We start from the raw sequence: 19,968 nt of genomic DNA on the forward strand, positions 1-19,968 counted from the left end.
AATTGAATGAATGTATCCGTACTTATACGCAGTCCCGGCCCTGCGGCGGACCAGGAGGGGGATCGCTGGGGCACGCCCCATGCCGTGACGGCGCCCGGAGAATCTGATATCGGAGTTCATGCTTGTATTGATGGTTGGGGCGAGCGGATATGAAGATGGTGGCAGGTGCAGCAGGTTCCGCCGATTTACGGGTCGCGTTCGACCGCCGCCGCGCCTGGCGACCGTGATCGTCTGAAGCACATAGGATGGCCTTCCATCAACCCGAATTCCTGGTATTCCTGGTTGCCGTCGTCCTGAGCTTCCGCTGGGCGCCGGCGCGAGCGCGCGCCTGGATCCTGCTCGGCGCCAGTATCGTCGTCTACGCATGGGCCGGATGGCGCGATATGGCAATCGTGACAACGGTCCTTGCCGTCAATATCGGACTGTGGCTGTCACCGTTCGCGCGCAAGGTGCGCATTACCCTGGCCACGGTTTTTTCCCTGGGCGCCCTCTTCAGCTTCAAGTACGCGACATTGGTGCTGGGGCACCCTCTGTTCGCGGACAATAGCCTGCCGCTGGGCATCTCGTTCTATGTCTTTCAACTGATTGCCTGGCAGGTGGACACGCCGCAAGCCCGGCCCGGCGCGGTCCGGTTCGTACCGCAAATCGCTCTTTTCGTGAAGTTCTTTCCGCAGCTCGTCGCAGGCCCGATCGTCCGTTATCACGAGCTGATGCCGCAGTTGAAACGGCTCTTTCAAGGGGCCCTTCCACGTCAGCGGCTTGTGCTGGTGGCACTGGGGCTTGTGCTGGTGGGCCTGTTCAAGAAGCGCTTCCTGGCAGATCCGTTGGCCGGGTTCGTCGATCAGGTGTTCCAGATCGGACCGCAATCTCTGGTCGATGCCTGGATCGGTGCCGGCGCTTTCGCCTTTCAGATTTATTTCGATTTTTCCGGCTACAGCGACATGGCGGTCGGCATGGGGCTGCTGTTCGGGCTCAAGCTGCCGCGGAATTTCATCGCGCCATATCTCACCACCAATCCAACCGATTTCTGGCGCCGCTGGCACATCACGCTTTCCACCTGGATTCGCGATTACCTCTATATCCCGCTCGGGGGCGCCAAAAGAGGCGTGTGGCTGCTGGTCGTGGTTATGGCGATCGCCGGCCTGTGGCACGGCGCAAACGTCACGTTCATTATGTGGGGGGTGATGTGGGGGGTGTATTGTGCCGTCCACCGCTTGACGCGTGAGCACCTGCGATTTCCGAAAGCCTTGGCCTGGAGCGGTCATATGGCCATCGTGCTTGCACTTTGGGTGATCTTTCGTGCCGACAGCCTGGAGGCCGCCGGCAGCTATCTGGCGGTGATGGCCGGCCTGAACGCGCCGCTCCTGTCGGTCGAGCCGTGGTTCAACGCCGGCGGGGCGGCGGCCGGCCTGGCAGCCCTGATGGCCCTGCACTGGCTGGAACGGCGGACTCTCGTCGCGGCGGATGCACGGCCGATACTGCTGCGGCTGAGAACCTACGAGCGCCCCTGGGTTCAGGCCGCGCTCTGGGGGCTCATCGTCTTTGTCTATCTTATGCCGCAATTCACGGGGTTGAACCCCTTCATCTATTTCCGGTTCTGAACATGCGCTGTATCAAACTTATTGCTCAATGGTTATTCGGCCTGATCGTCGCGGCGACAATCGGCGAAGGCTATCTGCGTCTGGTCGCAGAAACACCCCTGTGGCATTTCATGCCATTGGTTTCGCCACAGGCGCTGCGGCCAAGTCCGCACGCTGACGTGGACTACCTGCCCGGCGCCAAGCTCCTGAATTTCCGCGAGAACCGGGCCTGGACCTACATCGACAGCGATGGCCTGCCGGGAGCCAGCCTGCCGCCGCGTCCCGCCGACCGGCCGCTCATCGCACTTCTCGGCAACAGCATGGCCGCCGGAGAACAGGTCCCGGAGGGCCGCCGCTTTCCTTTCCTTCTGCCCGCCGCGCTGGCACGTCACGGCATCGAAGTATCCGTTGCGTCGCTGGCCATGCCTGGGGCCACACCGCCCCGCATGCTGGCGCGTCTGCAGGAAAAGGCACCGGTGCTTCATCCCGCATACGTCCTCGGCGTATTTTCACTGGAAAATCTTTTCGGCGGCCGCACGGTCTGGGCCGGCGAGGCCATCCGCATGGCGAAGCGGGAAGATGGCCGGTACCAGCTCATCAACGACTCGCAGAAGCGCTACGAGGCGCTCATGTCGAGTCCGCTCTTCCGTATCAAATCGTGGCTCAAGGATCATTTCCGCCTGTACAAGATGCTGGCGGACTTCGCTGACATCCATGACATGCATGCCACGGCGGCTGTGGCACCGCCGCTGAGCGTGGAAGAAGGATGCACCGGCATGTGGCGGACCCTGGCCCGCCTGGCGGGCGAAGATGAAGCATCCGATGCCTGGGGGGTCGCCCGCGCCATCGGCGTGGCTTTCGACGATGCGTTGCGGCGCCTGAACATCTCCGGGCGTATCGCCATCTATCTGCATACCCGTGCAACTCCGTCCTGCATCCGCGACCTCGGCGGGGAGCCGGGCCTGGCCCGGGTGCGCACGCGAATAGTTGACGCGATCGCTGGACCGAGACTGGACGTCGCGTTCCTCGAGGACGCGATCCCCGGCAACACACTCCGGCCCCATTACGGGTTCGGCGCCGAGCGGGGCGCCGGTCATCTGAACGAAAACGGCCACGCTGCCTGGAGCCGCGCACTGGCAAATGGACTGCTTTCTTCTTCACTCCTGCGAGACGCCCTTGCCGACGGGCCGAAGTGAAGTTCCTTTGTAATACACGATCCTGCAAGGCGATGGTTAAGTCATCCACCGCCGGATCGTTCGAAAGTCATTTACCTTCCGTATTCGGGCGGGCGTGTTGCGGGGTATCGTTGGGGGGGCGCGTCCACGGGGGCAAATTAAAACGTTGAGCTTTGATAAGAACGGCGGGCTTTACCACGCCATATGACCAGGCCGGCTAAGCAATTCGAACGCTCCCCGGTTTTGCTTTCTTTGTAACAACTAGTCTGTACGATTATACTCAGCACAGCTTTGAGGGTTTGGCGGAGTTTTCCGATGGTTTCAAAAAAGGACGATATCGTCGAAGCCGCAAAAAACCTTTTGTGGCAGGTCGGATACGAATCCATGAGCCCCCGCATGGTGCTTAAGGCCAGCGGTGCCGGTCAGGGGAGCATGTATCACCACTTCGAGACGAAGGCCGACCTGAGCGCGTACGCATTGGAGGAAATCGAACGCGAGCTTACCGAAGAGTTCGATGCCGTCCTTGCCTCGCAGGCGGATCCCATCGACAAAATTACGGCATACCTCAAGGTGAAACGCGACGGCGTCAACGGCTGCCGCCTCGGCCGTTTGGCCAATGAACAATCTGTTCTGGAGGGATCCCTGCGGGTCCCGATCGCGCGTTACTTTAAACATGTCGAGCACGAGATCGAGCGCGTTCTGATAGATGCGCAGCAAGCGGGACGGCTGGACGACACGATGAAGGCCAAGGATATCGCCACGGCCATCGTCGCCGTCGTACAGGGCGGCTTCGCTCTCAGCCGGATCAACGGCAACTCCGCCAAGATTCGCCAAGCAAGCCGTGGCGCGCTTGTCCTGCTTGAACATGCCGTCAAGCCGGACACGGGCGCATAAACAACCAGGCATCTGCGCGACAGCACATACCATCATCACCGACACCGAAGAACCGTTACGGTCTGCATTTGTAATTGATTGTACCTACTGGTATGTATCTCTCTTCAATGGAGGCGGCAACATGAAACTCATATACGGATTACCTTCCCCTTACTCCCGCAAGGCGTGAATGGCGGTAATTTAAAAAGGCCTTGAGGGCATGATCGAAACGATCGCCTGCAACCCCTTCGAGGATCCCGGTACAATTCGCGCCGCCAACACCGTTCACTTCGTGGCACACGACACAGCCTTAGCTGAGGAATAATTCACAGCCCCGATGGCTATCAATCGGCGGAATCACAAGGCAGATCTCTTCCATTTCGTGCATCAATCGCCCTATCTCCTCGGGCGACATTTTCTCCATCACCTCGAAGTCGTGGCTGTGGCCCTTGTGCGGTTCGATCATTTGCTCGACACGGCATCCTTCTTTCTCGTCATCATACCCATGCCCGGTATCGGCACGTGCCACCCCGGATGCAATCCGCGATGCTCATAATCCCGCCGACAAGCAAGCCAAACACGAAACTGTGCTTTTGAGCGTGTGTGCGTACGGCGATAGTCCGAACATCCCGCAGTCCGTAACCGGCGTGTTCAAGGCCGGTATATTCCTTAATTCGCAACATGGGATCCCTCCTGTTCGTCGATTGGCGTCCGACCGAAAGCCCACTTCGGGCGCGTGGCATCGCACCTTCTTCGAGAATTGAGGATCGGCAAACCTTACACGGCGTCGCTCGAATTGCATTGATCCACGTCAACGAACCTCCGGTTTCAGCAACGGGAGGCTGAGCCTACCGCCTGCGTTTCAAGAACAATCTCTCGCCGAAAAAGACGACCACGATTCCAGCGGTCGCCACATAGACGAGCGTCATGTCACTTCCCGCTTTGATCATCAACAGCGCCGCCAGCACGGCAACATCGAGAACGATGGCCGTCACCAGCACCCAGGCAGATGCGCCGATCTCAATCCGCAGGTGACGCAGGATGCCCCAGTGCACCGCGATATCCATGATTATGTAGAAGATCGCACCGAGCGCGGCGATACGGCCCAGATCAAAGAACACCGTCAGGACCATGGCGATGACGATGGTGTAGACAAGCGTGTGCTTCTGAATGTCGCCCGGCATGCCGAAGTGGCTGTGTGGTACCAGTTTCATTTCCGTCAACATGGCCAGCATGCGTGAGACTGCGAACACGCTGGCGATTACGCCGGACACTGTGGCAACGATGGCGAACGCCACAGTGAACCAAAGACCCAGATCGCCGAACGCGGGTTCCGCCGCCTCCGCCAGCGCGTAATCTCGCGCAGAAACGATTTCGGCGAGTGACAAGTTGGCGCCGACCGCCAGCGATACCAGGACGTAGATCACGACGCAGATGGCGATGGCAATGATAATGGCACGACCGACGCTGCGGTGCGGATCGATGATCTCGCCGCCGCTGTTAGTGATGGTCGTGAAGCCTTTGTAAGCGAGAATGCCGAGAGCGACGGCCCCCAGAAACCCGCCAACGGTAGTATCCGCCGGATCGACAGAAACACTCTCGAAGGTCATGCCTGACGCTGCCAGTCCGGCAATGGCGAACACAGCGATCCCGCCGATTTTCAGGAACGCCATGATGAACGACAACGTCTGTATCATCTTGTTGCCGAGGATATTGACGAAGAAGGCAAACAGCAGTAGCCCGACGCCGAGCGTCGGCACCGCCCAGGACGGCGGCGTGCCGTCGTATAGCCTCATGACGTATGTACCGAAGGTGCGTGCGACGAGGCTTTCGTTGATAACCATCGACAGATACATAAGCAGCGCACAGGCTGCCGTCATGGTGCCGGGGCCGTAGGCCTTTTCCAGAAACATCGCGATCCCGCCTGCAGACGGAAAGGCATTGGACAGCTTAACGTAGGAATACGCGCTGAAGGCAACGACAACGGCGGCAGCGATAAACGCCAAGGGAAACCATTCGCCTGCCATCTGTGCTACCTGCCCGGTCAGTGCAAAAATTCCGGCGCCAATCATTACGCCGGTACCAAGCGCTACGGCACCGGTCATCGTCAGGCTGTTCTTCGCATAACGCGCGGATCGGTCCACGTGGTTGTGTGCCATATCATTACCTCTTATCAATCTGGCTTGCCGTATCGCACCCCGAAACGAGCATCACACGCCTCCCCGATGACCTTGCCGGCAACCTCGCCGGACGATCGGATAACTGAACCAAACGGTCCAGCCGATCAGGATCAACCCGGTCAGAGCTTCGATAGACGTGACCAAGCGAAGCGGGCCGTGCGGCCAGACATCGCCAAGCCCTAAAGACGTATAGGTGACAGCCGAAAAGTAGACGTAATCGAAGAATATCCCCGTGAACTCACCATCAATGTGTCCGATATCCCAAGTCTCTTGCAAAAGGTAAAAGGTCATAGCGAACAACACTATCTCAGCAAAATGCGCTACAACGACGATAGCCATGATAAGAAGGAAGATAGGCCGCACTACGCGTCCCTCACCGGGGATAAAACGGCTCATGCCCGTGAGCACCTCGTAATGAAAAAAAGCGCACAGCAAGAACGTTGTCAGCATAGATACAAATGCGACAATCATGTGTCATCTCTCGCCGGAGCACGCCCAGCTGCAGTGCAAATCAATTCCATCTTACGCCGCCAGAACTATGTTTCTCTTAGGTGCCGTGAGATCGATCGCCCTGTATAGCACCTGGCTGTCGTCTCAGCGGCGGCCAAACGTCCTTCGGGCCTGATCTATTCCCAACTGTTTAGGCGTTTGAAGTAGGCTTCGAAGTTTATCTCGGCCTTCTCGAAGCAACGCCATCGTTTTGGTTCGTGCATCGCCGTCTTGTTATAGTGCGCCTCATTCATCACGGCAGAAGCAAGTAAGCATCCATTTATCTCCCGGAAGTCGAGAGCGGATCCGGTTCATGTGTTGACGTCAATCGAGGAATGAATCTCGGCACCGATGCTGCGTACTCGTCCCACTCGTCCGGGAAACGGCGCCGCGTCACTTCTTCCTCTCGAATTGCAAGGCGTGTGTACATAAAGACCAGAATCGGGAACATGATAACGGTCAGCAAGGTCGGCCACTGGAAGAGGAAGCCGACCATCACCAGCATAAATCCTGCATACTGAGGATGGCGAACCCGAGCGTAGAGGCCAGTTCGGGCCATTGTACCTTCCTGATGTGCCGCGTGCAGTACGCGCCAGCCCGCCGAAATAATGATAAAGCCGGCGAGGATCAGGATATTGCTGATGATGTGTAGAACATCGAAATGCGGATTGCCATCTATACCAAGCACCGTTGAAAGCAAATGCCCTGCATCGTGTGAAAAGATGTCGACCCCTGGTGCAACGTCTGAAAGCCAACCGGAAAACAGATAGATAGTCAGCGGGTAACCGTACATCTCAGTAAACAGGGCGATGATGAAGGCCGAAAAGGCGCCCAATGACCGCCAGTCTCGTTTGCTCTGCGGCTTGAAAAAGCTGAACGCGAACAGAATGAAGATCGCCGAATTAATGACGACTAAAGACCAGAGTCCGTAAGCAGAATGTTCTTCCCCAGTCATTTCTCGTCTCCCCGCTCGTCTTCGTGGCTACTTCCATGGCTACCATGTCCATGATGCATAAAGAGATGCATTAGCGGACACAACAGAAGCAACAACCACGGCAACCACGCGGAAAATGCCAAAATGTGCGCTTTGTGCTCGGCCCACAGAAAGTATCCCGCGATCAAAACAAATCCAGCGAGGACGAGTCCGTGTCTGGACAGCCAGGCTCGAAGGCCGGCGGGCGCCGCTCGGTCGCCATTTCCATGGTTGTGATTCATCGTCATTGTGTTCCTCCTTTGGGAACGGCTCTATGCTTGCGGTAGACGTAAACGACCGCCGGCGACACGAGCATGACCGCCGCAAAAATAGAGAACCCGATCATCAGCGCCGCCCAGTCATCGGCACGCATCTCGGCGCCGAAATGGGCAAGCAGAAACGTGGCCGGGATCATGCCTGCCAATGTTGCAGCGGCAAACCGTGCCGCCGTCAGCCGCGTCAGCCCGGCGGCATAACTCACAGCGTCGAACGACAGAAACGGTAAGAGACGGGTGACGAAAACGACCACCGTCAATCCGTTCTGGGTGTTGACCTTAGTTTGTGGCACTTTGTCACCGACAAGCCGGCGGACAAATTCCCGACCGCACACCCGCGCGATAACGAAGGCGGCAACTGCGCCAATCTCCGCACCGATCAGAACGTAGACCGTGCCCCAGGTGTGTCCATACGCCGCGCCAGCAGCGAGCGCTATCGGCGCACTCGGCAACGGACTGAACACGATAGCCGCCGCCATGATCCCCATGACGAACAGCGGGCCATAAAAGCCGGCGTCGTCGATGAAAATCCTAATGCGTTGCGGTTGGTACAAATCCGCCACGGCACCGCTCGATGAGGCGATCCACCAGCCGGCGCCGAGCAGACCGACAAACGACCCTACAAACAGGATGCGACGTGACGCCATCGTGCCTCACAAACATACTTACTCGAAAGCCACCGGGAATCCGGAACGGCGATCGACAACAACGCGCATCACGAGCGAGTCTTCCTTGGTAACGATGTCCGCCTTGAAGACCTTGTCATCCGACGTATCTATGCTGCCGACTTTCAGGCGCGTAAGACCGTGCATTTCCAACTGACGGCCAAGGAACCCGCGCACGTCGTCTTCCGTCACTTCTCGGTTTCCGGCCGCGCCCATCATGCCTGGGCCCATACCGTAGCCCTGGCCCATCATCCCGGGGCCTATGCCGTAGCCCCAACCCGTCATACCCCGGCCCATCATCATGCCGTGCATCATATTCATCATTCCGGGGCCCATCATACCGGGCCCCATCATACCGGGCCCCATGCCGTAGCCTTGCTGCCCCATCATGCCGGGCCCCATGCCGTAGCCTTGCTGCCCCATCATGCCGGGCCCCATGCCGTAGCCTTGCTGCCCCATCATGCCGGGTCCCATGCCGTAGCCTTGCTGCCCCATCATGCCGGGTCCCATGCCGTAGCCTTGCCCCTGCATCATACCCGAGCCCGATCCGTGCGCGTATGCCGCGACGGGAACCGCGGAAACGACAGCGACAAGCATGGCTATTTTAATAATCTTTGGCATTCGCATTTGTATATCTCCTGGTTAGTAGGTTGGCGTTAGATACGCACCGTCCTGAGACGCAGCGCGTTGGTGATGACCGACACCGACGACAGGCTCATGGCTGCCGCTGCGAACATCGGCGAAATAAGCAGTCCAAGGAACGGATAAAGCACGCCCGCCGCCACCGGCACGCCCGCCGCGTTGTAAACGAGCGCGAAGAACAGATTCTGCTTGATGTTGCGCATGGTCGCCGTGGCCAACCTGCGCGCCCGGACGATCCCGTTCAAATCTCCCTTCACCAGCGTGAAGCCGGCGCTTTCGATCGCTACATCGGCGCCAGTGCCCATGGCGATGCCGACGTCGGCCTGGGCCAGTGCCGGGGCGTCGTTGACGCCGTCACCGGCCATCGCCACTTTGCGGCCCTCGTCCTGCAGCTCCTTGATGATCCGCGCCTTGTCGGCAGGCAGTACGTCGGCCCGGATATCGTCGATCCCAAGCCGCGACGCGACGGCCTTGGCCGTGCGCTCGTTGTCGCCGGTCGCCATAACAATCCTGAACCCGAGGTCGTGCAGTTTCCTGAGTGCATCCGGCGTCGTTTCCTTCACCGGATCGGCGACGGCGACCAAGCCCGCAATTTTGTCCTCGACGACGATGAACATCACCGTCTCACCCTGGTCGCGCCGGTCGTTCGCGGTGTCAGTCAGGGCGCCCGCGTCCAGTCCCAGGTCGTCGATCAGTTTGGCATTGCCCAGCGCGACGCGCTTGCCGTCGACCGTGCCCATGACGCCCTTGCCGGTGACCGCGTCGAAATCGGACGCACCGGAAAGTTCGACACCGCGCTCACGTGCGCCGGAGACGATCGCCTCGGCCAGAGGGTGCTCCGAACCGCGTTCGAGGCTCGCCGCCAGACGAAGCACCTCGTTTTCGTCGTGGTCACCTTCGGCCTCTACCGCGACCAGCTTCGGTTTGCCTTCGGTCAGGGTGCCGGTCTTGTCGACGATCAGTGTGTCGACCTTGGCGAACCGTTCCAGCGCTTCGGCGTTCTTGATCAGCACGCCCGCCTGTGCCCCGCGCCCGGTCGCGGTCATGATCGAGACCGGCGTCGCCAGACCGAGTGCGCACGGACACGCGATAATCAGCACCGCGATCGCCGCAACCAGCGCGTACGAGAATGCCGGAGACGGCCCCCATATCGACCATCCGGCAAAGGCCAGCAGAGCAACGGCGATCACCGCCGGCACGAACATGCCCGCGACACTGTCGGCCAGTTTCTGGATCGGCGCACGCGAGCGTTGCGCATTCGCGACCATCTCGACGATCTGCGAGAGCATCGTGTCCTTGCCGACCCGTGTGGCTTCAATAACAAGACTGCCTGTGCCGTTGATGGTAGCTCCCGTGACCGTATCTCCGACAATTTTCTCGATAGGAACCGGCTCGCCGGAAATCATCGACTCGTCGACCGACGAGCGGCCCTCGAGAACCTCGCCATCGACAGCGATCTTCTCGCCAGGACGGACGCGAAGTCTGTCGCCCACCTGAACATCGTCGATTTCCACCTCTTCTTCCGTACCGTCGGGACGAATAACGCGGGCCGTCTTTGCCGCCATGTCCATCAACGCACGGATAGCGGCGCCGGTGCGTTCACGTGCACCGAGTTCCAGGATCTGCCCTAAAAGCACCAGCACCACGATCACGGCGCCAGCCTCAAAATAGACGCCTACGTGACCGTCAGCATCGCGGAATCCGTCCGGGAAGATGTCAGGCACGAGGACAGCGGCGACGCTGAACAGGAACGCCGCCGCAACTCCCATGCCGATCAGCGAAAACATGTTGAGGTTCATGGTACGGAACGACTGGAAACCACGCACCATGAACGGCCAGCCGGACCAGAGGATAACCGGCGTGCCGAGGACAAGCTCCGTCCAGAGCGCGGTGCTCTCACCGATCCACTCCCTAGCGGGCAAGCCGACGTACGGCCCCATTGTCAACACCAACAATGGCAGGGTAAGGACCGCACCGACCACAAAGCGCCGCTTGAAGTCAACGAGTTCTGGGTTTGGGCCATCGTCCGAGGCTGGCACGCCCTTAGGCTCCAGCGCCATGCCGCATTTAGGGCAGGTGCCAGGTCCGACCTGCTCGATCTCCGGATGCATTGGGCAGGTGTAGATCGTGCCTTCGGGCATTAATGCCGGCTCGGGCCGGTCCCCGAGGTAGTCCGCGGGGGCGGCGACAAAGCTGTCCTTGCACCTAGCAGAACAAAAATAGTGCAGTTCGCCCTGATGGCGGTGCAAGTGCTTTGCTGACCCGCGATCGACGGACATACCGCAAACCGGATCTTCCGCACTTACATAATCTGTCGGCGCGGCGAGAAATTTATTCCAGCACCCTTCGGAACAAAAGTGGTAGTCGTGACCTTGGTATTCCGCAGATGGCTTATCGGCTGTCGCAGTGACTTCCATGCCGCAAACCGGATCACGCCAAGTATCTGTTCTCGCATGTCCGCTGCTTTTGTCCATGAAACCCTCCGGCATTGAACAATTTCGACAAACCTAATCTTAGCAGTTACTGGAAGGTCAATGGGCACTCTCATTAATTATTGTTCACAATTAGATGAAGCCAAGAAAATATGATCTGGATCAATGTATTTACTTTTACGCACCCCCATGTTGCGTTTCCCAGACAAGGCCGCACGAAAAAGGCCGTTGCCCAAACCAACCGAAGGAGCTGGAACAATGAGAACATCTTTTTTGAGTGCATTAATGGCGGGTGGCACGACAATGGCCGCTTCCGGCCTAGCCCATGCGCAGGGTTACGGTTACGGATACAGCGACCACCCGATGATGTGGAACGGTATGTTGATGGGTCCGATGATGATGATCCTGATGACCGTCGTCATCGCCGTAGCCATCGTTTTGGTTCTGAAATTCCTGGGCGTGGGCGGCGGTGGCAACCATGGCAAGGACGTGCGGGACAATTCGCTCGCCATCCTGAACGAACGCTTTGCCAAAGGTGAAATCGACAGCGCCGAATACGAGGAACGGAAGAAGACGCTCGGCGCGTAACGCCTCAGAACAGCCCGTTCGCCTTTTGCACAGCACGCACGTACTTGACGATATATTCGAGTTGCGAATCATTGACTTCAGGAACCGGTTTCATATCGCCAAATGTCCAGTGATGCGCGCGCGCGCCGTTCTTCGGTGCGAGGTAAAACGCGCCGTCGCTATGATGCCCCGGGTGGTAGATCCGACTGATGAATGTAGGCCCTTTGTCGGTGCCCCCGGCCGTCTTGCCGTGACACGACGCGCAATACGCGTCGTAGTTTAATTTGCCTAGATTTAGTTCAGGCGTCTTCTTCGGCTCGATCGGATTTTCGTAGATCGCCTTTTGCGCGGCCGGCACACCGTATGCAAACAATGGCACCAACAGCATAGCAATGGCGAGCACATAAAGTTGCGGGAGTATCTTTTTCATTTCCATATCTCCAGTTCAACGTTTTCGGTGCGGTGCGCGATACCAATCCCGCAGAAACGGTTCATCTATCGGCGGACCGTCCTCCGCATCACCCGCCTTTAGCTCTTTGCTTCTTGCGCACATCGGCGATGGCATCAACAAACGTCGACATGTCCACCGCACCCCGTATAACCGTATCTCCGATGACGAATGCGGGGGTCCCGGTAATTTTCAGCGCATCGGCCAGGTCGAAGTTCATGGCGATGATTTCATTCGCTCGGTCTTTTCCGCTCTTTATATCGGCTTCAACAGTTTCCGGGTCGAGACCGACGTCCTCGGCGATAAACAGTACCCGTTCCTCCGTCAACGCGCCGCGGGCCTCCATAAGGGCATTGTGGAACGGCAAATATTTCTCGCCCGGCAGTGATGCGATCGCTGCGCGCGCAGCATAAACGGAAGGTGGACCAAGGATCGGGAACTCTTTGTAGACCAACCTGATATTTCCGTCGTCCTGGAGCAGCTTCTTAACGACCGGATGTACACGTTTGCAGTAACCGCACCGATAATCAAAGAATTCGACCATCGTCACATCGCCTTCGGGGTTGCCGGCGACATATGAGTTCGGGTCGTTCAACAACTCCTCGCTGCGGTCGCGAATGATCTCTACGACCCGCTGCTCCTTTTCGGACTCTTGCCGTGCCTGATGTTCCTGAACGGAGCGCAGGATCGTCTCTGGCGACTTCATGATGTAGTCGCGGATGATCTGTTTGATCGCTTGCGTCTCTTCGTTACTGAAAACAGTGTCATGGGAAGTCGCCAACACCGGCGACGCTACGAGAAGAAGTAGCGCACATGCGAATACTGTAGTGAACGCAAACCGGGTTATAAGGCCATGCATGTTGCCGTTTCCACTCCGATCATGGGCTTTTCAGACTTTCGCCCTTTTAAGGCTGCCAGTGACAGGAAGGTCAAATGATCTCTGTGATTATGTGAATCGGCCCCCGGAGCGTATCATGAAAACCTGCGTGCATCCCGGGAAAGGGGTGACGATATGGATGGAGCATTCAGGTATTCGGCAATTTTCGTTCCCGCCTCGTCGATCACGATGGCGGGCACCAGTTTGCGCACGCACTATCCCATGGCTAATCTGAACATATCCCCGAAATATCTCAGGCAAACGGTGGCCTCTCAGTCAATACGGACACCATGTACCACCTGGCGATTCCGAATAAGTGCCGGACTATCGAGGACAGCCGAGTTGAGCCGGCTGTTTGCCGTGTCATCGTTGTATGCGGTCGTTGCCACATGTCGGACCGGGGCCGCGAACTCCCCTGAAAACATTGAACGTTGCTTTCCCATGCAGACAGGGAATTTTCTTCGGACGTCCCAGGACGTCCGGCACGGTCGGTCAGGTCAGTGCGGCCCGGCACAGGCAATCCAAGATGGACCTGTGCCGGGCCGGGCGACTAAAACTGGAGCCGCACGCCCGTGACAAACCAAAGGGCATCACCCTCTTTGCCTTCGGCAATCTTGATGTCCTTTGTTTCACCATAGTACCGCTCGTAATGCACGCCCACGTAAGGTGCGAACGAGCGATCGACGAGGTCATAGCTCAACCGCATGCCGATTTCGGTCTTCGGGCCCCAGGCTCCAATCTCGATTTCCCGATCGTCGTTAAACGGCAAATCGATCTCAATACTCGGAGTCAGAATCAATCGGTTGGTAATCAACGCCTCGTACTCTGCGTTGAACCGAAATGACGGATGGTCCGACATATAGAGGTCGGCATCGAGCTCAAACCATTGTGGTGCGAGTCCCTTGATGCCAACCACGCCATGCACACGGTTCGGCCCTTCTGGTGTATCGAAGCGGATGCCCGCCGCGACGTCGAAGAAATCCGAGATCGGCATCTGCAACCGCGCTTGCGTTTCCATGGTTTCTAGGGCGTCCCCGTCCGTCTCGAACTCACCTTCGTTCCGCACCACGAACTTCAATTCGTCCGTGCCGACGACGGCGTCGCCATCCCACGCAAGAACGTCAGTCCCGTTGTCACCGGTCCGAACTTCCAGTTGCTCGACCTTCACGCCCCAGACAAGCTCTTCCGCCTGACCGGCAGACGACGCCAGGGCCCCGAGCGCAAAGACGACGGCGATGAATTTTCTTTTCATCATCCCTCAGCCCCCCGTTGCCGGAGAGGCGGCTGCGGCGTTCGGTCCGCCTTCGACCACGACCTTGCGGAACATGCCACTGTCAGCGTGATACGACAGGTGACAATGGAACGCCCACTGGCCGGGGGCATCGACTTCTGTCTCGGTATAAACAGTCGTTCCCGGCGCAACACTTATCGTGTGCTTGACCGGATTCCATTTGCCGTTCCCGTTGTCCAGTATTGACCACATGCCGTGCAGATGCATGGGATGGGTCATCATGGTCTCGTTAACGAACTTGAAGCGAACGCGTTCTCCGTATTGAAGCCGCAGCGGTTCTGCGTCTTTGTACTTCACGCCGTTGATGGACCAGATATAGCGTTCCATATTGCCGGTCAGGCGCAGCTCTATTTCGCGCGTGGCTTCTCGTTCAACGTACAGTGGTTTCTGTGCTTTCAGGTCGCCGTATGACAAAAACTTTTTGCCATTGGCGGCACTCGGCAGCAGCCCGCTTCCCGCAGCGTAAAAAGAATCAGCTTTCTTCGCAGCACCGGCCATTCTGCTGTGGTCCATGCCTGGCATGTTGCCTTGGGCCATACCGGACATCTTGCTGTGGTCCATGCCTGGCATGTTGCCTTGGGCCATACCGGACATCTTGCTGTGGTCCATACCGGACACCTTGCCTTGGGCCATACCGGACATGTTGCTGTGGTCCATACCGGACATGTTGCCATGATCCATGCCCATATCGGCCATGGTCAGTCGGGGGTCTTTACGAAGCTCGGGAATTTCAGCGGCCATGCCGTCGCGCGGCGCCAAAGTTCCCCGTACGCCCGCGGTCCGTCCCATCGATTCGGCAAACACCGCATACGCCCTGTCTTCGGTGGGCTGGACGATAACGTCATATGTTTCGGCAACTGCAATTCGGAACTCGCCCACGGCAACCGGCTGCACGTTGTTTCCGTCAGCCTGCACCACGGTCATTTCGAGACCCGGGATGCGAATATCGAAATAGGTCATCGCAGACGAGTTGATGAACCGCAGCCGGATACGTTCTCCCGGTTTGAATTGACCAGTCCAGTTCTGTATTGACGACCAGCCGTTGATAAGAGGTGTGAAGCCCTGCATGTCCTCGATGTCATTCGGCATCATACGCATGTCGCCCCACATCATTCGGTTGTCGAATGCCGCGCTGAGCCCCTTTTCCCGGGCTTCGGAGAAAAAATCGAAAATCGTCTGCCGTTTGCGATTGTAGTAATCGGCAGACATCTTGAGGTTTCGCATGATGCGGCTGCCTGCGTGCGGATGCGCATCCGTCAACTGAACCACGTATTCTCTGTCATAACGAAACGGCTCGCGTTTTTTCGGTTCTATAACGATCGCTCCGAATGCGCCGTCGGGCTCCTGAAACCGTGAATGGCTGTGAAACCAGTAGGTGCCGTTTTGTACGATCGGAAAACGGTAGGTAAAGATTTCGCCGGGCGCGATGCCCGCATAACTGATCCCCGGCACCCCGTCTTGATCATACGGGAGGATCAAACCATGCCAGTGAATGGATGTCTGTTCGGAGAGATTGTTCTTTACGCGGATGACGACATCCTCTCCTTCCTTGAACTTGAGCACCGGCCCCGGCGAAGCACCGTTGTAGCCGATACCCTGTCGGGTGAATTTACCGGTATCGATTTGCACCGGATCGACGGTCAGCGAGTATTCGCCAGCCATAGCGGATACGCCGCCCACCAAGAGGGCGAGCGCACCGCCAGTCACACCTGCACGCAGCAGAAAGCGAAAAGACATTATTGATTTTCCTTGTTGAAGCCTTGATGAACCTTGCCGCGAGCACGGCCCGCGGCAGATCGTGTCTCAATAACAACGTGTCAGCGGGAGAGTTTTACCTGCCCAACCATCCCGGACTCGTAATGTCCTGGAACATTGCAGGCGAACTCCAGATCGGCACGTTCCGGAAATCTCCAAATCATCTCGCCGCTTTTCCCGGGCTCCAACAGTACGCTGTTAGGGTCGTCATGCATGCCGTGCCCCATTGAGGCCTGCATTTTTTTGGCCGCATCACGGTCGATCTTGTCCGCCAGAAGCACGCCTTGCTCCACCATCATCATCATTTCCGGCCCGTGAGCCTTGTGCATATCAGCGGTCGCAATGTTGAACTCGTGGACGAACTCGCCTGCGTTCTTGATGATGAAACGAACCGTCTCGCCTTCCTTTACCGATATATTCTCCGGTTCGTAGTAGTTGTCGTGCATGGTAATTTCGATTGTCCGCGCGGCTTCGCTGACCTTGCCCGGCGCGCCGATCCTTGTAGCTTTGCCGTGACCGGGATCGGCCAGGGCTGCGGATGAAGTGGCGCCAATAATGGCGCTGAGGGTAATGGAATAGATCGCCTTGGCGATGAACTTGGAGGTCATATGTGTAATCCTTCGAATCTGTGCATAAGAATAGCCGCGTGCAAGGCGCGTAAGCCGTTGCACGTCGGGAAGACATTTATTCTTGCTGTTCAGGTTCGAGGGGGTGGCGTTTCCTGCTCCGGCATCAGCCTGGATCTGACATCGTCCTGATGAACGAATACAAGTCGCTCGGATGAAAGCAGGACCAACTCATCCGCGGCAGCACGATGGTCCGCAGGCGCTACGCAATGAGCGAGCGCAACAGAACAAGCATCATCGGAATGTTCATTGATATGTTTGGAAACACTATCGCTCGCGTCATTCGCGTGTTCGTCCATGCCAAGCCCTTGGGCGGCTTGACCGGCATGGCCGACCTTCCCCATCGCGTGGTGAGCCATTAACGGGTTCACGACAAGGAACAGCGACAATAAAATGACGGTAAAATTTTTCATTCACTGACTACTTCGCTTAAACCGTTCTGCCAGTCAAGCACCAACCGAGTGATTGACCTTGCCCACAACTTTGGACCTGCCCGAGGCCGAATTTCCCGTTGTCCCTATCAAAAACTATGTCCGGACGTAGGCGTGGTGAAGGCCGCCAAGCTGTGGCAGCGCTGATATCGAGCCGACGGCCTGGACGGCGCGACCCAGGGGAGTGTCCTTGTCCAAACCGAGATGCGTGCGATAGCCGTTGTAGTAATCGGCGTACCGATGCAGCAGTGATCGCAAGTGACGCTCGTTTAGCGTGATGACATGATCCAGCAAGTCCCGGCGAATTGAACCAATAACACGCTCGACATAAGCGTTTTGCCATGGTGAACGCGGTGCCGTCGGTCGATCCCTGATCCCCATCGCGGACAGACGATTGACGTAGACTTGGCCGTAGGACGCGTCCCGATCTCGGATTAAGTATCGAGGCGCTTCATCCCAAGGGAAGGCTTCAACGACCTGCCGCGCGATCCATTCGGCCGTCGGATGATATGTCACGTTCACATGAATCATCTTCCGACGGTCGTGATCCAAAATGACGAGCCCAAATAGCAACTTGAATCCGACCGTCGGCACGACGAATAAATCAATCGCAGCGATACCGTCGGTATGGTTCCGAGGGAAAGTCCGCCAGCCTTGAGATGGCGGGCAGCGGCGCTTCATCATGTACTTGGCGACCGTCGATTGCGACACGTCGATGCCGAGTTTGAGCAATTCCCCATGAATGCGCGGCGCGCCCCAGAGCAGGTTATCGATGCTCATTTCTTGGATCAGATTCCTTATCTCCGCTGGCACTTTCGGCCGCCCGACCACGCGACTGCTCTTCATCTTCCAGAACAAACGAAATCCGGCCCGGTGCCAGCGAATCACGGTATCTGGCTTCACGATCAGCATGTTCACGAGCGCGCGCGGATTGACCTTGTAGATAGCCGAAAAGAACAGGCGGTCCCACGACGTGAGCTTCGGCCGGGCGGGAAGTTGCCGCTGCAATGCCGCGACTTGGTGGCGAAGAGCGACAACATCAACCTCCGTTGCCGGTCCATGAATGAGCCGACGGAGAAAACATCAAACGATCGGATGAACAACGTCGAGCATCACAAGGCAATCGTCACCGGATCGACCACTCGGTCAAGTCTGGTTCAATGGATAGGATTTTTGGCAGGGGCAGAACCGTTGATTGCTAGAGTTAATAGCCTCAATTGAGGAAACCCATAACCCCTTGAAAAGAATGGTGGGCGCGACAGGGATTGAACCTGTGACCCCTGCCGTGTGAATGCCCAGTAAATGTCACGCTCCAACACCCTCTAACACCTAGAGGCACCGAAAACCCGTTTATCTACAATTATTTAAGTTGCCGCCCTTGGTGTTGGGGAATATTCCCAAGGTGATATTCGGTGTGTTTTCCTGCACTTCACGCGCACTTCAGCGCACGAACAGGAGCGGTAACATGACTATTAAGATAGATAATAATTTGGTGCGGAGACTGGCGCACGAGACACCGGACAAGGTCCGCGAGTTTCGGGACTCGTCTCTTAAAGGCTTCCTTATCCGGCAACAGAAGTCGGGCACCATTGCCTACTTCGTTTCGATCCATCGAGGCTCGTCCGTAAGGCGACAACGCCGAATCAAGGTAGGTGAGCACCCAATGACCAGTCCAGGCGAGGCAAGGCGCAATGCAGAGAGAAAAATTGCCGAGGCGCGTCTTGGTCAACTTGCGAATAATGATCGAGTTATGACGTTAGGAGAGTTTTTGGATGAGAAGTACCTTCCGTGGGTGCGTACAAATCTCAAGGACCCCGTATCGCAAGAGGCTCAACTACGGCGCAACTTCAACCAGTGGCGGCGGCTCAAACTCGATGAAATTAATCGCGAGCTCATCGACAACTGGCGGGGAAAACGCCTGAAGTCTGATGTCTCGCCTAACACGGTCAATCGAAACGTCAACGTGATCCGGGCCGTGCTGAGCAAGGCGGTGGAATGGGAAGCCCTAAAGTTTCATCCGTTAGGCGGGCTGAAGCCACTGAAGATTGACAAGTATAAGCCAGTTCGAGTTCTGAGCGATGAGGAGCGCGTGCGTCTGTTCGATATCATGCGTGAGCGCGACGCAGAACTTCGGGCCCGACGGGAGAGCTACAACGAGTGGCGGCGAGTCCGGCATCTAAACCCATACCCTGAACTCACATACTACGGCGACCACCTTTCACCGATGGTTCTCACCGCCTATCACACCGGAATGCGGCGGGGCGAAATCCTCTCGCTTAAATGGGCGGACATCGACTTCAGGAAAGGTGAACTCATTGTCCGAGGCGAAGTATCCAAGACCGCGCAGAGCCGGGTCATTCCGATGAACGATCAACTTCGGGAAGTAATGAATAAATGGCGATCCCAATCAGAGCTAGTATCCGAATACGTCTTCCCCGGGCCCGATGGCGGACGCATGGACAAGCTCCGCAACAGTTGGAACTCGCTCCGCAAAAGAGCTGGCCTCAAAAATTTTCGATTTCATGACTTGCGGGCCGACTTTGCCAGCCGTCTGGTGAATGGGGGCGTCTCGTTACCGATTGCACAACGCCTTCTTGGACACTCGAGCCCGGTGATTACGATGAAGTTTTATACAGCGGTCAGCGATGACAGTTTAAGAAATGCTGTAGCAACTGCGGGAAGCACCTAA

At 57.4% G+C, this 19,968-nt stretch carries 20 protein-coding genes; 5 read left to right on the top strand and 15 right to left on the bottom strand.

What is annotated here, in order from left to right:
- Nucleotides 1–245 precede the first annotated feature (245 nt).
- From L2D14_00405 to L2D14_00415, 3 genes are all read left to right on the top strand, one after another.
- On the top strand, nt 246–1,601 hold the full coding sequence (locus L2D14_00405) for an MBOAT family O-acyltransferase (protein ID WNJ99904.1): 1,356 nt from the start codon (nt 246–248) through the stop codon (nt 1,599–1,601).
- Nucleotides 1,602–1,603: 2 nt separating this feature from the next.
- Complete coding sequence (locus L2D14_00410) at nt 1,604–2,776, top strand: SGNH/GDSL hydrolase family protein (protein ID WNJ99905.1); 1,173 nt, start codon at nt 1,604–1,606, stop codon at nt 2,774–2,776.
- A gap of 294 nt (nt 2,777–3,070) precedes the next feature.
- Entirely contained in the window at nt 3,071–3,649 is a 579-nt protein-coding gene (locus tag L2D14_00415; GenBank protein WNJ99906.1) for a TetR/AcrR family transcriptional regulator, read from the top strand.
- A gap of 289 nt (nt 3,650–3,938) precedes the next feature.
- Here L2D14_00415 and L2D14_00420 read toward each other — a convergent pair whose 3' ends face one another.
- From L2D14_00420 to L2D14_00455, 8 genes are all read right to left on the bottom strand, one after another.
- Nucleotides 3,939–4,157, bottom strand: coding sequence for a hypothetical protein (locus L2D14_00420; GenBank protein ID WNJ99907.1), 219 nt, complete (start codon nt 4,155–4,157; stop codon nt 3,939–3,941).
- A gap of 319 nt (nt 4,158–4,476) precedes the next feature.
- Nucleotides 4,477–5,787: an APC family permease gene (locus tag L2D14_00425; protein ID WNJ99908.1), complete on the bottom strand. Its 1,311-nt coding sequence runs from the start codon at nt 5,785–5,787 to the stop codon at nt 4,477–4,479.
- Between the two features lie 51 nt (nt 5,788–5,838).
- The gene (locus tag L2D14_00430) at nt 5,839–6,279 is read right to left on the bottom strand and encodes a potassium channel family protein (protein WNJ99909.1); all 441 of its coding nucleotides are present in this window, start codon (nt 6,277–6,279) and stop codon (nt 5,839–5,841) included.
- Between the two features lie 298 nt (nt 6,280–6,577).
- Nucleotides 6,578–7,252, bottom strand: a complete 675-nt coding sequence (locus L2D14_00435) for an isoprenylcysteine carboxylmethyltransferase family protein (protein WNJ99910.1) — start codon at nt 7,250–7,252, stop codon at nt 6,578–6,580.
- Nucleotides 7,249–7,512, bottom strand: coding sequence for a DUF2933 domain-containing protein (locus tag L2D14_00440; protein ID WNK01709.1), 264 nt, complete (start codon nt 7,510–7,512; stop codon nt 7,249–7,251). Before L2D14_00440 ends, L2D14_00435 begins: the two co-directional genes overlap by 4 nt.
- Before the next feature lie 2 nt (nt 7,513–7,514).
- Nucleotides 7,515–8,192, bottom strand: coding sequence for a VTT domain-containing protein (locus L2D14_00445; GenBank protein ID WNJ99911.1), 678 nt, complete (start codon nt 8,190–8,192; stop codon nt 7,515–7,517).
- An 18-nt stretch (nt 8,193–8,210) separates the two neighbouring features.
- A complete protein-coding gene (locus tag L2D14_00450; protein WNJ99912.1) occupies nt 8,211–8,831 on the bottom strand; it encodes a hypothetical protein in 621 nt (206 codons plus the stop codon).
- 35 nt (nt 8,832–8,866) lie between these two features.
- On the bottom strand, nt 8,867–11,326 hold the full coding sequence (locus L2D14_00455) for a heavy metal translocating P-type ATPase (GenBank protein ID WNJ99913.1): 2,460 nt from the start codon (nt 11,324–11,326) through the stop codon (nt 8,867–8,869).
- Between the two features lie 216 nt (nt 11,327–11,542).
- On the opposite strand from L2D14_00455, the gene L2D14_00460 reads away from it, so the two are divergent.
- On the top strand, nt 11,543–11,872 hold the full coding sequence (locus tag L2D14_00460; GenBank protein WNJ99914.1) for an SHOCT domain-containing protein: 330 nt from the start codon (nt 11,543–11,545) through the stop codon (nt 11,870–11,872).
- Between the two features lie 4 nt (nt 11,873–11,876).
- Here the strand turns inward: L2D14_00460 and L2D14_00465 are convergent, their stop codons facing one another.
- The 7 genes from L2D14_00465 to L2D14_00495 all read right to left on the bottom strand — a co-directional run bounded on the left by L2D14_00465 (nt 11,877) and on the right by L2D14_00495 (nt 18,287).
- Entirely contained in the window at nt 11,877–12,281 is a 405-nt protein-coding gene (locus tag L2D14_00465) for a cytochrome c (protein WNJ99915.1), read from the bottom strand.
- Nucleotides 12,282–12,369: 88 nt separating this feature from the next.
- Complete coding sequence (locus L2D14_00470; protein ID WNJ99916.1) at nt 12,370–13,158, bottom strand: DsbA family protein; 789 nt, start codon at nt 13,156–13,158, stop codon at nt 12,370–12,372.
- A 568-nt stretch (nt 13,159–13,726) separates the two neighbouring features.
- Nucleotides 13,727–14,431: a copper resistance protein B gene (locus L2D14_00475; protein ID WNJ99917.1), complete on the bottom strand. Its 705-nt coding sequence runs from the start codon at nt 14,429–14,431 to the stop codon at nt 13,727–13,729.
- Between the two features lie 3 nt (nt 14,432–14,434).
- Nucleotides 14,435–16,204 carry a copper resistance system multicopper oxidase gene (locus L2D14_00480; protein ID WNJ99918.1) on the bottom strand — a complete coding sequence of 590 codons (1,770 nt, stop codon included), beginning with the start codon at nt 16,202–16,204 and terminating at the stop codon, nt 14,435–14,437.
- Between the two features lie 80 nt (nt 16,205–16,284).
- Complete coding sequence (locus tag L2D14_00485; GenBank protein ID WNJ99919.1) at nt 16,285–16,830, bottom strand: cupredoxin domain-containing protein; 546 nt, start codon at nt 16,828–16,830, stop codon at nt 16,285–16,287.
- An 89-nt stretch (nt 16,831–16,919) separates the two neighbouring features.
- Nucleotides 16,920–17,261 (bottom strand): hypothetical protein, encoded by a 342-nt coding sequence (locus L2D14_00490; GenBank protein ID WNJ99920.1) that lies wholly within the window; start codon nt 17,259–17,261, stop codon nt 16,920–16,922.
- Between the two features lie 114 nt (nt 17,262–17,375).
- Nucleotides 17,376–18,287, bottom strand: a complete 912-nt coding sequence (locus L2D14_00495; protein ID WNJ99921.1) for an integrase core domain-containing protein — start codon at nt 18,285–18,287, stop codon at nt 17,376–17,378.
- A 457-nt stretch (nt 18,288–18,744) separates the two neighbouring features.
- On the opposite strand from L2D14_00495, the gene L2D14_00500 reads away from it, so the two are divergent.
- On the top strand, nt 18,745–19,968 hold the full coding sequence (locus L2D14_00500; GenBank protein WNJ99922.1) for a tyrosine-type recombinase/integrase: 1,224 nt from the start codon (nt 18,745–18,747) through the stop codon (nt 19,966–19,968).

Source organism: Thalassospiraceae bacterium LMO-JJ14 (genome assembly GCA_021555105.2).
In the GTDB taxonomy this organism is placed as follows: domain Bacteria; phylum Pseudomonadota; class Alphaproteobacteria; order Rhodospirillales; family Casp-alpha2; genus UBA4479.